Source organism: Flavobacterium aciduliphilum (assembly GCF_003268855.1).
Classification (GTDB): domain Bacteria; phylum Bacteroidota; class Bacteroidia; order Flavobacteriales; family Flavobacteriaceae; genus Flavobacterium; species Flavobacterium aciduliphilum.
Genome location: NZ_QLSZ01000008.1, coordinates 109,979 through 125,134 on the forward strand (window position 1 = coordinate 109,979; position 15,156 = coordinate 125,134).

Here is a 15,156-nt window from a genome sequence, read left to right on the forward strand (position 1 = left end):
GTTTGTTCTTATTTTCCTTTACATCCTCATGTAAATTTTCATTGTTTTTGGGCTATTTTTCTACAAATTTACAACTTCAATGTTTTCTCCTATGTAAACCAATACTTTTTTTATTACCGCATAGCCCATACTTTCGATAACTTGTTGATAATTTTCCAATTGTAACTTATGCTTTGGCACATGTGACCCTGTTTTATAATCTAACAGAAATACTTCGTTTTTAGAATTGAATTCCATCCTATCGGGTTTTACCATAGTTTGTTCTTTTTGGATTATGGTTTGCTCATTTAAAATGAGATGGGATTCTGAAAAGAAATCGGCTAATGCCTCATGTTGTACAATTTCTAATAGCGTTTGGGTCATGGGTTCTTTTTGTGATGCCACAAGAATTCCATTTTCAATAGCTTTGGTAATGGCCAAATCGATTTCGTTTTTCGTTTTTACAAATGCCAAAATTTCATGTGTGAGGGTTCCAAATTCAATTGCTTTTTGCTGTTTGGTATTCCACATCAAGCTTTCTCTTTGTGCAATTTTAATTTTACGAGAATCCAACACTTTGGATACAGGCGTAATACATACCGTTTGTAACTCTTTCGTATGCCTTTTTGTTATCCGTTGTGGGGTTCCAAAAGAATAGAAAAAGATGTTACTTTCAAAACCTTTGTCGTACAAAAATTCAATAAAGAACGAAGAAAGATTGTTTGGAAGTTCGCCATCATTTTTGAAATTCATACCAGAAATAATATGCAGTTGTTCTTCAGCACGCGTAAGTGCCACATACAATACATTAATCACATCCAGTAAATCTTCTTGTTTTTTAGCTTGATAAACAGCCGCCATATCCTCTCCAAAAGTAGCCACTTTTCCACTTTTATCAACCAAAACTTTCGATAATCCTAACTCCGATTCATTGGCATCCAACCACATTTTCTCTCTTGGAGTCTTACTTAAATCTTCTTCAGCAAAAGGAAAAATCACTACTGGAAATTCTAAGCCTTTCGATTTATGAATGGTCATAATTCGTACCGCATTTTTACCTTCAGGAGCAGGAATACTAAATTTTGAATGATGTTGTTCCCAATAATTTAAGAAATCTGAAAGGCCTAATTGTTTTCTTAAATCGCACTCTAAAACAACATCTAGAAAATATTGAATATAGGCATTTCTGTTTTCTTTCGGAATAAAGCGTGCAATAATGATTTCTGTAGCTTCATACAGTGATTTTTTCCTACAAGCATTAAACGTAAATGGACTATCTAAAGGGTCTTCGATATCTTGTAACCATAGTTCAAAATCTATTTCTTTTTGAAAACCAATTCCTGTTGCAATAAAATCATGTGGGGGTTGATTGCTTTGAAATTGGGAAAGGTAATACAAGAAATTTGCCTTTGATTCACTGTCATTCGAATGAGCTAAAAACCGCAATATATTGACAACACATTGTACTTCACTCGAACTGCTAATAAGCAAACTTTCTGATGATAAAATAGGAATTCCTTGCGCAGTCAGATAATTTGCCACTGCAATTCCTTGTGCCTTTTTTCGAGTTAAAATAACGATATCTTCATACGAAAATCCATTATTCAGTACCGATTCTATTCGTTCTTGGGTCGCATTTAAATAGTAAGTTGTTTTTTCAGGCTGTTCTTCTTCTTGAAAATTGAGGTCCTCTGCGTTTTCAATTGTTGGAATAAACGTAATCGAAACATAACCACCCTGCTTATTCGTTGTTTTTTGCGCACTTTGATTCTGATATAACTTTTTATAATCTTCCTTTTGAAATTCTTTCGAAACAAACTTAAAAAAAGCATTATTAAACGTTATAATTTCGGAAAAACTTCTCCAATTGGTATCCAAATGTTCCAACCGCATATCGGGATTGTGAAAAGGATTTTTGCCCTGACTCAGTTCGATAAATTGTTCTGCTTTTCCTCCACGCCAGCGGTATATAGATTGTTTGGGGTCGCCAACAAGCAACAAAGAACCTCTTTCTCCTTGCAAATCTTCGCTCACCAAGGCATTGTCAATTAAGGGAATTAAATTGTGCCATTGCATTTCAGAAGTATCCTGAAACTCATCAATAAAAAAATGTTTGTATCGCTCACCCAAGCGTTCGTAGATAAAGGGGGCTGGCTGATTTTGAATTTGTTCGTTGATAAGCTTATTAAATTCGGCAATTGAAAGAATATTTTGCTCTTTTTGAATTTTATCCAACTCATTACTTATCGTGTTCAACAAAGATAACGGCGTGATGTTTTTTAAAAACGCTTGATATAGATTTATTTTTTCAAACTTTGCATAAATTTCTTGTAATTCGGTAATAATCCCAGGCAAAACATGTTCAATATCGGGATTATCTTGAGCAGCTTTATTAATTTTTACATCGGCTACCTCATGATAGGTTTTATTATTTGGGTTGAATCGGCCTTCTTGAATACTCTGTAAATGTTTCGGGAAATACCCTCCCGAAAAAGATTTGCTATCGATCCCTTTTTTTTCCAATTGTTGAACTAAATCGGAAGCCATAGCCTTTGTTTCGTTTAAAATAGTTTTGGAAAGTCGTTCTAATTTTTCTTTTATCGAAACAAATTCTGGAATCGTTTTAGTACTCAAATGCGCGATTTCTGTCCGATTATTTTCATTGAGGATGAGCTTTCCTATTTGAAAAATTTCGTTTGAAACATCCCAACTCTTATCATCGTTTGCTTTTTCAAGGGTATAATCTACAAGCAACTGCGTGAGTGCAGCATCTTCACCTGCTCTGGCAATAATAGCATCGATGGTTTCTGTTAATAAATTTTCCGTGTCTAGGGAAACTTCAAACGTAATGGGTAAATTTAAATCGTGGGCAAATGCGCGAATGACTCGATGCGTAAATTTATCAATGGTAGAAATATCAAAAGCTGCATAATTATGAATCAAGTTCTTGATAATACTTTTAGCTTTTGTTTTTATATCTATTAGAGTTAAGCCCGTTTCCGAATGTATAACGCGCATCAAATCTAAAGCTTTTTCAGTAGGATCTTCTTTGGCAAATTCAGACAAACTTTCTACCACTCGCGTTTTCATTTCATGAACCGCCTTATTGGTAAATGTAATCGCTAAAATGGTGCGATAGGCATCTTGTTTTTTGGATAACAGAATGATTTTGAGGTATTCTTTTACCAAAGTATAGGTTTTTCCCGAGCCCGCAGAGGCATCGTATATAGAGAACGCTGGTTTTTGCATTTAATTTTTATTTATCCGATAAATATAATTTAATTTAGCCTCTTCTCCATAATAGGGTACTTCAATTTCATCTACTTTAATCGCACCAGTTTTTTTGATGGCTTTTTGAGAGCGAATATTACAAGCTCCTACATGAAAATAAATAGTCCTTACATATTGAAACGCATAATCCATCATTAGTTTTTTCAATGCTTTATTATATCCTTTTCCCAAATATTTTCTTCCAATAAAAGTATACCCAATGAGTATTGAATTATCGTTTTTATTGTAATCATAAAAACGACTACTACCAATGGTTTCATTCGTGAGAACATTTCGAATTAAGAAAGCCCCATTAGATTCCATAGCGCCTTGAAAAAAATTATAAAAAACATCCCTTTGATATCGCAATTTGTTCGGATGTTGTTCCCAGAGCAACTCATCATTAGCTACTTCATACAAAGCTTCAAAATCATTTTCTTGAAGAGGAATCAACTGTATGAATTCATTTTGCAAATGGTTGGGCTGAAGCTCAAATTTCATAGCGTTCTACAATAAGTTTTGTCAATAGAGTTATGTAAAAAAAGTATTTTCTTTTACGAAGTTAAATGTATAAATTTGAAATCAATTTTAATAGTAACTTTAAATAAAAATATTATGGCTTTTGAATTACCACAATTACCCTATGCTTATGACGCATTAGAGCCACATATTGATGCTAGAACCATGGAAATCCATCATTCAAAACATCATAATGCGTATACAACAAACTTAAACGCTGCTCTTGCAGGAACCGATTTAGAAGGAAAATCTATAGAAGAAATTTTGAAAAATTTAGATATGAGTCAAGCAGCTATTAGAAATAATGGGGGCGGATTTTTCAATCACAATTTATTTTGGACCGTGATGTCTCCCAATGGGGGCGGATTACCTACAGGTGATTTAGCGAGTGCTATTGACACGGCTTTTGGATCATTTGATGCTTTTAAAGCTGCCTTTTCAAAAGCGGGAGCCACTCAATTTGGATCAGGTTGGGCTTGGCTTTGTGTAAAAGACGGAAAATTGGAAGTTTGTGGCACTCCCAATCAAGACAATACATTGATGCCAGGTGTTGGTTGTGGAGGAACTCCAATTTTAGGAATGGATGTATGGGAACACGCCTACTATTTACATTATCAAAATCGTCGTCCAGATTATATTGAAGCATTCTTCAATGTCATTAACTGGGATGAAGTTTCTAGAAGATTTCATGAAGCTATTTAAAAAGTAATTTTGGTGCATAAAAAAAGGGTGACTTTAACATCACCCTTTTTGCCCCAAATCTACCATAAACTTAACCTACTTATGTTAATGGTAGGTCAAAGATAGCCTTGCAAGAGTTCGGCTACAAAATATTATAGATTAATAGCTGTTTTTGTCGACAAACTACACGTTTTTTAGTTAATAGGCTCGTAAATTATTTCCTTCATAGAAATTAATAAATGCCTTATTTACAACTCTATTGCCTCCAGGCGTTGGATAATTTCCAGTAAAATACCAATCCCCTAAGTTTTTTGGACAAGATTTATGAAGGTTTTCAACCGATTGGAAAATTATTTTTACTTCGGCGCAAAGCTCTTCTGACGTGAGAAGTTGTGCAATTTTATTGGATATCTCGACATCACTAAAGGGTTGGTAAATTTCGGAAACATAATTTACTATTTCTTGGTCTTGCTTTTCCTCTTGTGCTTTACATTTTTGATACACTTCATCAATCAATTGCTGTTTGTTTTGTTCTTCCAAAAGTGCAATAGCTGCCTGAAAAGCGATAAATCCGTCCAATTTGGCCATATCAATTCCATAACAATCGGGATATCGGATTTGAGGAGCCGAAGAGATAACTACAATGCGCTTGGGATGCAGGCGGTCCATCATTTTGAGAATACTTTTCTTTAATGTGGTCCCTCGAACAATACTATCGTCAATAATAACTAAGTTGTCTGTGGGTTGTATAACGCCATACGTCACATCATACACATGCGCGACCAAATCGTCTCGATTTTCATCATCTGTGATAAAGGTTCTTAACTTGGCATCTTTGATAGCAATTTTCTCGGTTCTAATTTTTACAGAAAGGATTTCTTCTAACTTTTCTTTGGTAAGTGTTTTTCTATGATCAAGAATGTACTGATTTTTTCGTTGGTTCAGAAAATCATTAGCCGCTTCAATCATGCCATAAAAAGAAGTTTCAGCAGTATTGGGAATGTAGGAGAAAACCGTATTGTCTGTATCATAATCTATAGCTTCCAAGACTGAAGGCAAAATAAGTCTGCCTAGCATTTTCCGCTCCTGATAAATTTCAGCATCACTTCCTCGTGAGAAATAAATACGTTCAAAAGAGCAAGCCTTTTTTAAAGTAGGGACACTAATTTCTTCTTCTGATACTGTCCCATTTTTCTTTATCAATAAAGCATTTCCTGGTTGCAATTCATGCACATTTTCAAAGGGTACATTAAACACCGTTTGAATTACGGGGCGTTCTGAAGCAACAACAACAATTTCGTCATCTTCATAAAAATAAGCAGGTCGAATACCAGCAGGGTCTCTAAAAACAAAGGCGTCTCCATGACCCAAAAGTCCAGCCATGGCATAGCCTCCATCCCAACCTCGCGAAGCTTTTTTAAGAATTTTGGCTAAATCTAATTTTTCAGCAATAACTGGTGAGGCTTCTCTTTTAGACAAACCATTACTTTTACATTCTTGATACAAATCAGTAACTTCATCGTCTAAAAAATGTCCTATTTTCTCCATTACCGTAACCGTATCGGCCATTTCTTTGGGATGTTGTCCTAGTTCGACTAAACTATTAAAGAGTTCGGTAACATTGGTCATGTTAAAATTTCCCGCGACGATAAGATTTCGGTGCATCCAATTGTTTTGACGCAAAAAAGGATGCACACTTTCAATATTGTTTTTTCCAAAAGTTCCATAACGTACATGTCCCAAAAACAATTCTCCAATATAAGGAATGTTCTCCTTTTGAGCGTTCACATCATTAGCATATTCTGGATGAGCAGCCAATTCTTCATTAATACGTTGATTAATTTGAGAAAAAACATCCTGAATCGCTTGGGGTTGATTGGAACGAACCCTACTGATATATCGTTGTCCTGGTGCAACATCTAATTTTATCGAGGCAAAACCAGCTCCGTCTTGTCCGCGGTTGTGTTGCTTTTCCATTAGTAAATACATTTTCTGGACTCCGTAGAAAGCCGAACCGTATTTTTCTTTGTAAAATTCCAAAGGTTTCTTTAATCGTAAAAGGGCAATGCCACATTCGTGTTTAATTGCGTCACTCATTGTGTTATAGTTGTTTTAGGGACAAGTCGCGACTTGTCCGTGCTGTTGTTTCAAATAAAAAATGCCCCGAACATTTCGAGGCATAAGATTATTATAATTCTATTTCAAATTGTGTTAACGACTTAAATTGTTTCAAGCGTTTTTTCACTTCTTCTTCTTTTAATTCGAGCATTCTCTCGGTTCCAAATTTTTCTACACAAAACGAAGCCAAATTGGACCCTTGAATAATAGCTGTCTTCATCGTTTCAAAAGAAACATCTCCTTGTTGTGTAATGAATCCTGCAAATCCTCCTGCAAAAGTGTCTCCAGCTCCTGTTGGATCAAAAACATCAGCCAAGGGTAATGCTGGCGCGAAGAAAATATGTTCGTTGTGGAAAATTAAAGCCCCATGTTCTCCTTTTTTAATGACCACATATTTTGGTCCCATAGTGTGAATTTTAGCTGCCGCCTTTACTAAAGAATATTCTCCAGATAATTGACGAGCTTCTTCATCATTGATGGTGATGACATCCACACGTTTGATTACATCTAATAATTCTGGTAACGCACAATCCATCCAGAAATTCATGGTATCTAAAACCACTAATTTTGGTTTGGCTGTCATTTGATTTAAAACTCCTGTTTGCACTAATGGGTGCAAGTTTCCTAACATCACCACATCGGCGTTCTTGAAGTTTTCGGGTACGATTGGATTGAAATCTGCTAATACATTTAATTCTGTAGCCAAGGTATCTCTCGAATTCATATCGTTGTGGTAACGACCACTCCAAAAGAAGGTTTTTCCGCCTTTAACCACTTCAAGACCAGAAATATCAATATTTCGAGCCGTTAATAAGTCTAAATATTCTTGTGGAAAATCGTCTCCAACAACTGAAACAATTGCCGATTGAAGATTAAAATGAGACGCTGAAAGTCCAATAAACGTTCCTGCGCCACCTAATATTTTGTCTGTTTTTCCAAAAGGGGTTTCTATCGCATCGAAAGCAACCGTTCCTACTATTAAAAGTTTGTTCATTATCTGAATATCAAATTAAAGGCGCAAAGATAAGTTTTAGTTTAGAAGTTTAAAAGTTTAGGGGTTTAAAAGTTTTTATTACCCGCGCTCCGTGGTTTTTTTGAGCATATAAAACAAGTGCTGCCTACAGAGACAGCACTTGATAAAAGATTTTTTTTTATTAACAGCAAAGTTGGTTTATTGCTTTACTACCTTAACCGATTTACTAGTTGACCCATCACTGAATTTTAAAACATAAACTCCTACAGCTAGAGTGCTCATGTCTATTTCTTGGTTGCTACTTGTTGCGGTAAAATTGGTTTTAGCCACTTCTTGACCTAAATAATTGTAGATGCTAACTTCTTTGAAGTTGGAATTGGAGTTGTCGAAAAATACTTTTGATGTTGTTGGGTTAGGGAATAAGTTTAAAGAATTATTGGATTCGAAATTATCTGTTGATAGTGTATAGGTCATATTAAAAGTATATGGATATAGATAGCTTGTTGTCGTTGGAGTTGCATATGTTTCTAGATAATATTGACCCGCAGATAATGGAATAGTGATTAACCAATTTCCGTTTGGAACAGAATAACTCGATCCTTGTAACTGCATATTCATATTATATACTGATACTATTATGTTATCTGAGAAAGTATTGCTAATTGTTAAATTTAAATTACCACTTCCTGAAGTAACAAATTTATAATCATCATAATCATATGTATAGCCACCATCTGGCTGTTGCGTTATAAAACCTTTATATGTCTTATTGAAATCTATACCATAGGATAACGAATATTCATTTGGTTCATCGAGTCCTTGCATGTTTTCGTAAGTTTGTTTAGGTAAATCAGAATGAATTTCAGTAATAGCACTAGCGGTATATATAAATTCATTTTTTGGACTTGGTAGATTATAAAAATTACTAAGATTTGCATTTACAAGCCGAACAACACCATCCCCTAATATAGAACCTTGTGTAATTACACAATTTGTACAATTTCCCATTATGTATGCGTAATCAACATTATTTAATAAATTTTTTTGATTTAAACCTTGAATGTTACTACCATCATTATTAATTCCATTACAATTAATATCATTATTAAAATAACTTGTTCCAATATTATTAGTACTTTCTACTCCTCCTGATAAAAATACTCCAGGATTAGAATTAGAGTAATCAGTTCTTAAATCTCTATAAGCTTCAGATGAAGAATTTATACCTGTAGCTATAAAATTTGCACCTGTATAACCTCCATGAGGTGTGCCAGTTGTTATCAATTTTGCAACATGATGATTAATATTTGGTTCAGTCCAATTTTGTGGATTTTGAAGATACTCTCTTGCGCAAAGCCCTCCCATACTATGCCCCATTAGAATAACTTTATCTCTACCAGTTATATCCATTACTTGCTGAATTGCTCTAGCTAAGGCAACACCTTGTTTGGCTATAGCAGCTTCATTACTTAATACATTTAAAGATGATAAGTTAGACGGTGCAAAGCTTCCATCACTACCAACTGCAAAATTTAAAAAATAATAATCCCCATTAACCAATGTTGTATACCATTGAGCTATATCAGCTCCTTGAGGACCTGTTGAAGACCAAAACAATTTATTAGAAGTATAATTGGAGTTATCATTATTCAAATTAAAATCCAATCTTCCTCCATATGTAAAATTAAAATGCGTATCCATGAAATCAGTAGTTGCATACCAAGTAGTTGCATCAGAATCTAAACCATGAATAAAAATTACTGGATAAGGTATTTTTATTGAGCCAGTTAAAATACTTTTATTAGTTACAATAGGCATCTTTAAAGAATGTCTAACCCCTAAAGAATCTGGAGCAGATAAATATTCATAATCTGCTGGACGAGTTTTCATTGCTGGTAAAACATTTTGTGCATTGGATTGGTACAATGCACCTAATAATAGTATTGAAAATAGTAGTTTTGTTTTCATAAGTTTTAAAAAGTTAGTTTTAAATCAATGTCAATATCGGAATCCGTTTCAATAGAAACAAACTGAATGTTAGTATCAGAATATTGTTGGAAATTTTCACTTTTTTCAATTATCTCTCTTAAATTTAAAAAGCGATTTGTTTTATTTTTATTAAATTTTAAATTAGTCAAGAAGAAATTTTTGGGTCTTAATTCGCTAGACAATTGAATTTTTAAATTAATTATAGAATTTATATTGCTTAAAATTTCAATATTGAAACTAACATCTAAAATATTAACAGGTTCTATAAACTCAACATAAGAATTGTTATCTGTTAAGTATATTAAATCAGATTTATCAAATTTTTTAGATTTTATTTTTAATGTTTTACTTTCCATATTTCCTAATTAAAAGTCCATTTATTTACTCCTGACCTAACAATATATTTACTAAACTTCTTTTTACTCCAACAATCTTTAGTATCAGCAAATTTTATAGTAAATGCCTGGGTTGCGTCAACACAAAACTGACCATCACCAGAACCCCATTCAGTTAATAACCCTTGACGACCTCTTATATAAATATTCCCAGTATAATTTCCAATGTTTATAGTTTTAGGACTATAAGGCGGAATAGTGTACCAACCTACTGAAGTCCAACATCTATCTTCGTTATTATAGTATGCATAGCATGCACTAATTTCAGCACCCGTATTGTTGTAAAATTCAATTAAAGTTGGCTCTTGTTTTACTATATTATTTGATGTTTGTTCATCTGTTTTTCCAGACAATGCTTTCAAGACTTCTAAAACTGTTTGAGCATTAGAATTGAGGGAGAAAAACAAGATAAGTAGTAGAAATAGTTTTTTCATCATTAATACCAGATTAAATCTAATTTTACAGTTATTCCATAAGTAGTATTAGTCTGAGTTACAGTTGTAGGATATGCGTTGGAACCTGTTGTATAGTTTGACATTAAAAACCCTACATATCCCATATCCTCATCAGAAGTTCCAAAATCATAGTCAAAAAGTTCAATATATCTCGATTGTGTTAAATCAGTAATTACAAAAGGATTTGAGATATTCCAAGCAAAGGGTAACATTGAAGGTGTTACATCACTAAATCGATTACTAGAGGTAGCATCAAATAAAACAGCACTATTTTGGTCTTGTATTTGAAAATAAATATCGGGTCCACTTCCATCTAAATCCCAGCCACTTGTTCCACCAGGTTTTGTAAATGGAATATTAACAATAGTAACTTTGCTAATCTTAACATGTGTTAGTGCTGCACCAATATTTACTGTTTTTATTGTTGATGTAGTACCTCCAGCTCCTGAAACTGTAAGTTTAACAGTATAAACTCCTCCTGCTGTATAAAGATGTTGTGGATTTGCTGATGTTGAACTACTATTGTCACCAAAGTCCCATAAATAATTTGTAGCATTTGTAGTAGTGCTAGTAAATGATACAGTTGACGGCGCTGGATTATTTGCGCCTGAATAAATGAAATCAACTGTTGGCGCTGGTGTTGATGTTGAAGCTGCTGGTGAATCTTTCGAACATCCAAAAAATAAACTAATCATTAGCAACATTGCTAAACTTTTAAAAATGGTTTTCATAAATATAAATATTAAATTCCCCTACTCTATTGGCTTTTCGGCACCGCCTTATTCATCTGTATTTAAAACATATTACACACTTTTGAAAACAAAATTACAAATAATTACACAATATTGTGTATTTTATGTAAATTTAATTTCTTATAAAAGTGCAAATATTTGCACTATGCAACATCGAGGTGAAATAATTAAAGCAGCTATCTATAAAAGTGGCATCTCCATTACTGAAATTGCCAAACGTTTAGGCAAAAGCAGACGATGGATGTACTTGATGTTTGAGAATAACAGTGTTTCGCTAGATCTTGTTTTGCAAATTGGCTACATCATTCACCATGATTTTAGTGAGGATATTAAGGAATTTAATCCACCAAAAAAAGTACTACATGAGCCGCCTACGATATATGAAAAAGAGGAGGAAGCGGCAGCGTATTGGAAAGACAAATACTTAAAATTATTAGAGGAATACAACGTGTTGTTGAAGCAGAAGTAGGCTTACTGTTTTATATTTTTTATTGGCCTACTTTGAAATTACACTACAGTCAACTTTGAAAATGCACGATTTTTAAAACAACGTTTCGTCGTGTTTTTTTATAAAATTACCTTTAAGAAAGACTTGAAATTTCTTTGATTTAGAATTCGATATTTTTCCAACTCATTACTTTTCCTAAAGTGCGCTGTTGATTAAATAATCCTGTATGCACGATGCTCTTACTTTGAATGGATTGGGGTTTTAATTTTTCAAAGTAAGTTAATCCTTTAAACATTTCTGGCATTATAGTTTCTGAGGCTTTGATTTCAACGAGATTCAATAATTCAGAATTTTGCCAAATTAAATCTACTTCGTGTCCAACGGTGTCTCGCCAAAACCATACATCTAAAAGTAAATTGTTATGATAATTTTTTTTGACGTATTCGTTAATGACATAGTTTTCAAATAAACTTCCTTTCAACGCGCTTAATTTCACACTATCGGCGTCATTTAGTTTTAATAAAAAACACAACAATCCTGTGTCATAAAAATACAATTTGGAACTTTTGGTAACCCGTTTATTAAAATTCGAAAAATAGGGTTGCAATTGGTACACAATATAACTGCTTTCTAAAACCGAAATCCATGATTTAGCGGTAGGTTGTGAAATACCACATTCATTGGCCAACGAATTAAGGTTTACTAATTGTCCTACTCTCGCAGCGCAAAGTGTAATAAAATTACGAAATTGTTTCAAATCTTTTACATGTATGAGTTCCGATAAATCTCGCTCTACATAGGTTTGAATATAATTAGAGTAAAAAACTTTGGAAGGAATCGTTCTATCATAAATGGCGGGATAAAACCCTTTTTGAAGATTTATAGTATAGTCATCACTTAACCAATTGGCGTCTTGCATTTCTGAAACGTCAAAGGGTAAAAGTTTAAACAAAGCAACTCTACCCGCTAAGCTTTGAGTAATGTTGTGCATTAAATGAAAATTCTGTGAACCCGACAAAATATATTGCCCCATCACTTTATCTTCGTCAACTTTAGTTTGCAAATAGGAAAATAATTGCGGAACCCGTTGTACTTCATCAAAAATGACATAGTTGTTGTATTGTGCTAAAAACCCATTTGGATCTTCTATAGCAAAGGTTCTTACGTCTAAATTTTCTAAATTCACATATTCATAGTCTGAAAAATGTGTTTTTAAAAAAGTAGTCTTACCAGATTGTCTGGGTCCTGTTAAAGCTAAAATAGGATACTTTTTTTTATAAATATCCATTTCTGTTTTAATTCTCCTATTTGCACTCATAATAAAGGTTTTACAACTGCAAATATACTATTAATTTTGAAATTACACTATAATATACTTTGAAATTACACTATAGTCAACTTTGAAAATGCACGGTTTTAAAAACAGCCTTTTATCTTTATTTTCTTAAAACATCTCCTCTTTTAATCCAATTTTTATCAGGATTTAAGTAGGTTGAAAGTACTGCATAAATGTGGATGGTTTTATTTATTTCATTCACCTTAAAATGAATCATATATTTGAATGTTTTCATTGGTAAACAATGAATATCATCATATCTAATTTGAAAAATTGGTGATTTTTGTATATGTTTTAAGGTAGCTTTGTATTCTGATAAGAATTTTTTACCAAATCCATTTCTTCTTGAATTTAAAAAATCTCTTGCTTCTTTTAAATCCTCTTTTACTTTTGGATCTGCTATTATTGTATAAATCACCACTGATTATTCCTCCAAATTATCAATCATTTCAAATGCATCAACTGGCTTTTTATTTAGTTTTATTCGCTTGGAAACCTCCTCTTTGTGCCATTGAGGAATTGAATTAGTTTCTTGTAAATGTTTGTAAGCCAAAAAATCTATAAAGCTTTCTACTTCGTCTATTAAGCTGTCTGGTAAATTTTTTAATTTATCATTTACGTGTTTTAATGCTGTTGTTGTCATAATTAAGTAGAATAAATAATTAAAGTAAAAGTATAAAAAATATCATATCAAAACAACGTATCGCTATCGCTTTCATAAAATGCGTCTATCGATAAATTAGGCAAACTCGATGCCATCACAGCCAATTCATCACACCGTTCGTTTTGAGGATGATTGTTATGTCCTTTGATCCATTTAAAATCCACCTGATGTTGGCGGTAAATTTTTAAAAATCGTTTCCATAAATCAGGGTTTTTTTTGCCCTTGAAACCTATTTTTTCCCAACCAAAAACCCACTTTTTTTCTACAGCATCCACAACATATTTGGAGTCGGAAATCACCAACACGTTCCTATTGGGCTTTTTAAGTTTTTCTAAACCCACAATTACTGCCAGAAGTTCCATGCGATTGTTGGTGGTTAATCGAAATCCTTCGTAGAATTCTTTTTTGTGTGGAGTTCCTACCAATTCCATCACCACGCCATACCCTCCGTTTCCTGGGTTTCCTTTAGCAGCGCCGTCTGTGTAGATGTGGACTTCGTGACTCATTGTTGCGGGTTACGTGTTACGAGTTAAAAGTTGTTCAATTATCTCAGGAAAATAGTGGTGCTCTAAAACGTGTATTTTATCTGCTATTTCATCAGCAGTTTTACAATCTTCAATATTTACGGATTGCTGAAAAATAATCCCACCTTCGTCATAATGTTCGTTTACATAATGAATGGTTATTCCGGTTGCTTTTTCTTTATTATCTAAAACCGCTTGATGCACATGCATGCCATACATTCCTTTTCCGCCATATTTTGGAAGGAGTGCAGGATGTATATTAATTACTTTATTGGGATAGGCGTGTATTATGTGCTCAGGAAATTTCAACAAAAATCCAGCTAATACAATCCAATCGGGTTGAAACGCTTGTAAGGAATCCAAAACAAAAGATGCTTGAAGTTCACTTTTAGTAAATGTATAGGTGTCAACGGCTAACTTTTTGGCTCTTTCAAAAACAAACGCATGAGGATTGTTTCCATATATTTTAAACGCCACTGAAACATTCTTGGTTCTAAAATAATGGATGATATTCTCCACGTTGGAGCCCGATCCAGAGGCAAAAAGCGCTATTTTTTTCATCTTCCCATTTCCTTTTATGCTACAAAAAAAAGAATAATAAATTAGATAAAAAGAATCTTTTTGAAATATTTTTTTTAATTTCGTTGACATATTTATGAACTAAAACGTGGTTTTAAAATAAAGTTTTTTATTTTTGCCAACAATTTAAATTTAAAAATTAAATATTATGTCAGACATTGCATCAAGAGTTAAAGCGATTATCGTAGACAAATTAGGTGTTGACGAGAATGAAGTTGTAACAGAAGCAAGCTTCACAAACGATTTAGGAGCTGATTCATTAGACACTGTTGAGCTTATTATGGAGTTCGAAAAAGAATTTGATATTCAAATTCCAGACGATCAAGCTGAAAACATTGCTACTGTAGGTCAAGCGATTTCTTATATCGAAGAAGCAAAAAAATAATAAAATAAACAACCCGTATATCATGATGTACGGGTTTTTATTCTTATTACATTAATTAGATTATTTTTGATTGAATTTCAATCACACAA

At 33.2% G+C, this 15,156-nt stretch carries 16 protein-coding genes; 3 read left to right on the top strand and 13 right to left on the bottom strand.

The window, feature by feature from the left end; all coding sequences use genetic code 11:
* Positions 1-60: 60 nt before the first annotated feature.
* Positions 61-3,228 (bottom strand): UvrD-helicase domain-containing protein, encoded by a 3,168-nt coding sequence (locus CLV55_RS09530; RefSeq protein ID WP_112113562.1) that lies wholly within the window; start codon positions 3,226-3,228, stop codon positions 61-63.
* Positions 3,229-3,750 carry a GNAT family N-acetyltransferase gene (locus CLV55_RS09535; RefSeq protein ID WP_112113563.1) on the bottom strand — a complete coding sequence of 174 codons (522 nt, stop codon included), beginning with the start codon at positions 3,748-3,750 and terminating at the stop codon, positions 3,229-3,231. It abuts the gene before it with no gap.
* A 114-nt stretch (positions 3,751-3,864) separates the two neighbouring features.
* Here CLV55_RS09535 and CLV55_RS09540 point away from each other — a divergent pair, with 114 nt between their 5' ends.
* Positions 3,865-4,470, top strand: coding sequence for a superoxide dismutase (locus CLV55_RS09540; protein ID WP_112113564.1), 606 nt, complete (start codon positions 3,865-3,867; stop codon positions 4,468-4,470).
* Positions 4,471-4,647: 177 nt separating this feature from the next.
* On the opposite strand, the gene CLV55_RS09545 is transcribed toward CLV55_RS09540, so the two are convergent.
* The 6 genes from CLV55_RS09545 to CLV55_RS13040 form a co-directional block, all read right to left on the bottom strand.
* Positions 4,648-6,546, bottom strand: a complete 1,899-nt coding sequence (locus CLV55_RS09545; RefSeq protein WP_112113565.1) for an amidophosphoribosyltransferase — start codon at positions 6,544-6,546, stop codon at positions 4,648-4,650.
* A 91-nt stretch (positions 6,547-6,637) separates the two neighbouring features.
* Entirely contained in the window at positions 6,638-7,561 is a 924-nt protein-coding gene (locus CLV55_RS09550; RefSeq protein WP_112113566.1) for a PfkB family carbohydrate kinase, read from the bottom strand.
* Positions 7,562-7,738: 177 nt separating this feature from the next.
* On the bottom strand, positions 7,739-9,508 hold the full coding sequence (locus CLV55_RS09555; RefSeq protein ID WP_112113567.1) for a T9SS type A sorting domain-containing protein: 1,770 nt from the start codon (positions 9,506-9,508) through the stop codon (positions 7,739-7,741).
* A gap of 5 nt (positions 9,509-9,513) precedes the next feature.
* Positions 9,514-9,885 carry a hypothetical protein gene (locus tag CLV55_RS09560; RefSeq protein ID WP_112113568.1) on the bottom strand — a complete coding sequence of 124 codons (372 nt, stop codon included), beginning with the start codon at positions 9,883-9,885 and terminating at the stop codon, positions 9,514-9,516.
* Between the two features lie 5 nt (positions 9,886-9,890).
* A complete protein-coding gene (locus CLV55_RS09565) occupies positions 9,891-10,361 on the bottom strand; it encodes a DUF1036 domain-containing protein (RefSeq protein WP_112113569.1) in 471 nt (156 codons plus the stop codon).
* A complete protein-coding gene (locus CLV55_RS13040) occupies positions 10,361-11,110 on the bottom strand; it encodes a PKD domain-containing protein (protein WP_112113570.1) in 750 nt (249 codons plus the stop codon). The genes CLV55_RS09565 and CLV55_RS13040 overlap by 1 nt, the downstream gene beginning before the upstream one ends.
* A 166-nt stretch (positions 11,111-11,276) precedes the next feature.
* On the opposite strand from CLV55_RS13040, the gene CLV55_RS09575 reads away from it, so the two are divergent.
* On the top strand, positions 11,277-11,600 hold the full coding sequence (locus CLV55_RS09575; RefSeq protein ID WP_112113598.1) for a hypothetical protein: 324 nt from the start codon (positions 11,277-11,279) through the stop codon (positions 11,598-11,600).
* A 139-nt stretch (positions 11,601-11,739) separates the two neighbouring features.
* Here the strand turns inward: CLV55_RS09575 and CLV55_RS09580 are convergent, their stop codons facing one another.
* From CLV55_RS09580 to purN, 5 genes are all read right to left on the bottom strand, one after another.
* Positions 11,740-12,897 carry an ATP-binding protein gene (locus tag CLV55_RS09580; protein WP_112113571.1) on the bottom strand — a complete coding sequence of 386 codons (1,158 nt, stop codon included), beginning with the start codon at positions 12,895-12,897 and terminating at the stop codon, positions 11,740-11,742.
* A 118-nt stretch (positions 12,898-13,015) separates the two neighbouring features.
* Entirely contained in the window at positions 13,016-13,333 is a 318-nt protein-coding gene (locus CLV55_RS09585) for a hypothetical protein (protein ID WP_146739558.1), read from the bottom strand.
* A 6-nt stretch (positions 13,334-13,339) separates the two neighbouring features.
* Positions 13,340-13,558: a DUF2281 domain-containing protein gene (locus CLV55_RS09590; protein ID WP_112113573.1), complete on the bottom strand. Its 219-nt coding sequence runs from the start codon at positions 13,556-13,558 to the stop codon at positions 13,340-13,342.
* Positions 13,559-13,605: 47 nt separating this feature from the next.
* Entirely contained in the window at positions 13,606-14,085 is a 480-nt protein-coding gene (gene rnhA, locus CLV55_RS09595) for a ribonuclease HI (protein WP_112113574.1), read from the bottom strand.
* Positions 14,086-14,094: 9 nt separating this feature from the next.
* Entirely contained in the window at positions 14,095-14,664 is a 570-nt protein-coding gene (gene purN, locus CLV55_RS09600) for a phosphoribosylglycinamide formyltransferase (protein WP_112113599.1), read from the bottom strand.
* Between the two features lie 166 nt (positions 14,665-14,830).
* Between purN and CLV55_RS09605 the strand changes: the two genes are divergently transcribed.
* Complete coding sequence (locus CLV55_RS09605; RefSeq protein WP_007137004.1) at positions 14,831-15,067, top strand: acyl carrier protein; 237 nt, start codon at positions 14,831-14,833, stop codon at positions 15,065-15,067.
* Positions 15,068-15,156: the final 89 nt, after the last annotated feature.

Excerpts from the sequence above, each read along its gene's own strand:
- CLV55_RS09560 (WP_112113568.1), bottom strand. The coding sequence starts at position 9,885 with ATGGAAAGTAAAACATTAAAAATAAAATCTAAAAAATTTGATAAATCT.
- CLV55_RS09535 (WP_112113563.1), bottom strand. The coding sequence starts at position 3,750 with ATGAAATTTGAGCTTCAGCCCAACCATTTGCAAAATGAATTCATACAG.
- CLV55_RS09555 (WP_112113567.1), bottom strand. The coding sequence starts at position 9,508 with ATGAAAACAAAACTACTATTTTCAATACTATTATTAGGTGCATTGTAC.
- CLV55_RS09605 (WP_007137004.1), top strand. The coding sequence starts at position 14,831 with ATGTCAGACATTGCATCAAGAGTTAAAGCGATTATCGTAGACAAATTA.
- CLV55_RS09540 (WP_112113564.1), top strand. The coding sequence starts at position 3,865 with ATGGCTTTTGAATTACCACAATTACCCTATGCTTATGACGCATTAGAG.
- CLV55_RS13040 (WP_112113570.1), bottom strand. The coding sequence starts at position 11,110 with ATGAAAACCATTTTTAAAAGTTTAGCAATGTTGCTAATGATTAGTTTA.
- CLV55_RS09545 (WP_112113565.1), bottom strand. The coding sequence starts at position 6,546 with ATGAGTGACGCAATTAAACACGAATGTGGCATTGCCCTTTTACGATTA.
- CLV55_RS09590 (WP_112113573.1), bottom strand. The coding sequence starts at position 13,558 with ATGACAACAACAGCATTAAAACACGTAAATGATAAATTAAAAAATTTA.
- CLV55_RS09530 (WP_112113562.1), bottom strand. The coding sequence starts at position 3,228 with ATGCAAAAACCAGCGTTCTCTATATACGATGCCTCTGCGGGCTCGGGA.
- CLV55_RS09580 (WP_112113571.1), bottom strand. The coding sequence starts at position 12,897 with ATGAGTGCAAATAGGAGAATTAAAACAGAAATGGATATTTATAAAAAA.
- CLV55_RS09565 (WP_112113569.1), bottom strand. The coding sequence starts at position 10,361 with ATGATGAAAAAACTATTTCTACTACTTATCTTGTTTTTCTCCCTCAAT.
- rnhA (WP_112113574.1), bottom strand. The coding sequence starts at position 14,085 with ATGAGTCACGAAGTCCACATCTACACAGACGGCGCTGCTAAAGGAAAC.
- CLV55_RS09550 (WP_112113566.1), bottom strand. The coding sequence starts at position 7,561 with ATGAACAAACTTTTAATAGTAGGAACGGTTGCTTTCGATGCGATAGAA.
- CLV55_RS09575 (WP_112113598.1), top strand. The coding sequence starts at position 11,277 with ATGCAACATCGAGGTGAAATAATTAAAGCAGCTATCTATAAAAGTGGC.
- purN (WP_112113599.1), bottom strand. The coding sequence starts at position 14,664 with ATGAAAAAAATAGCGCTTTTTGCCTCTGGATCGGGCTCCAACGTGGAG.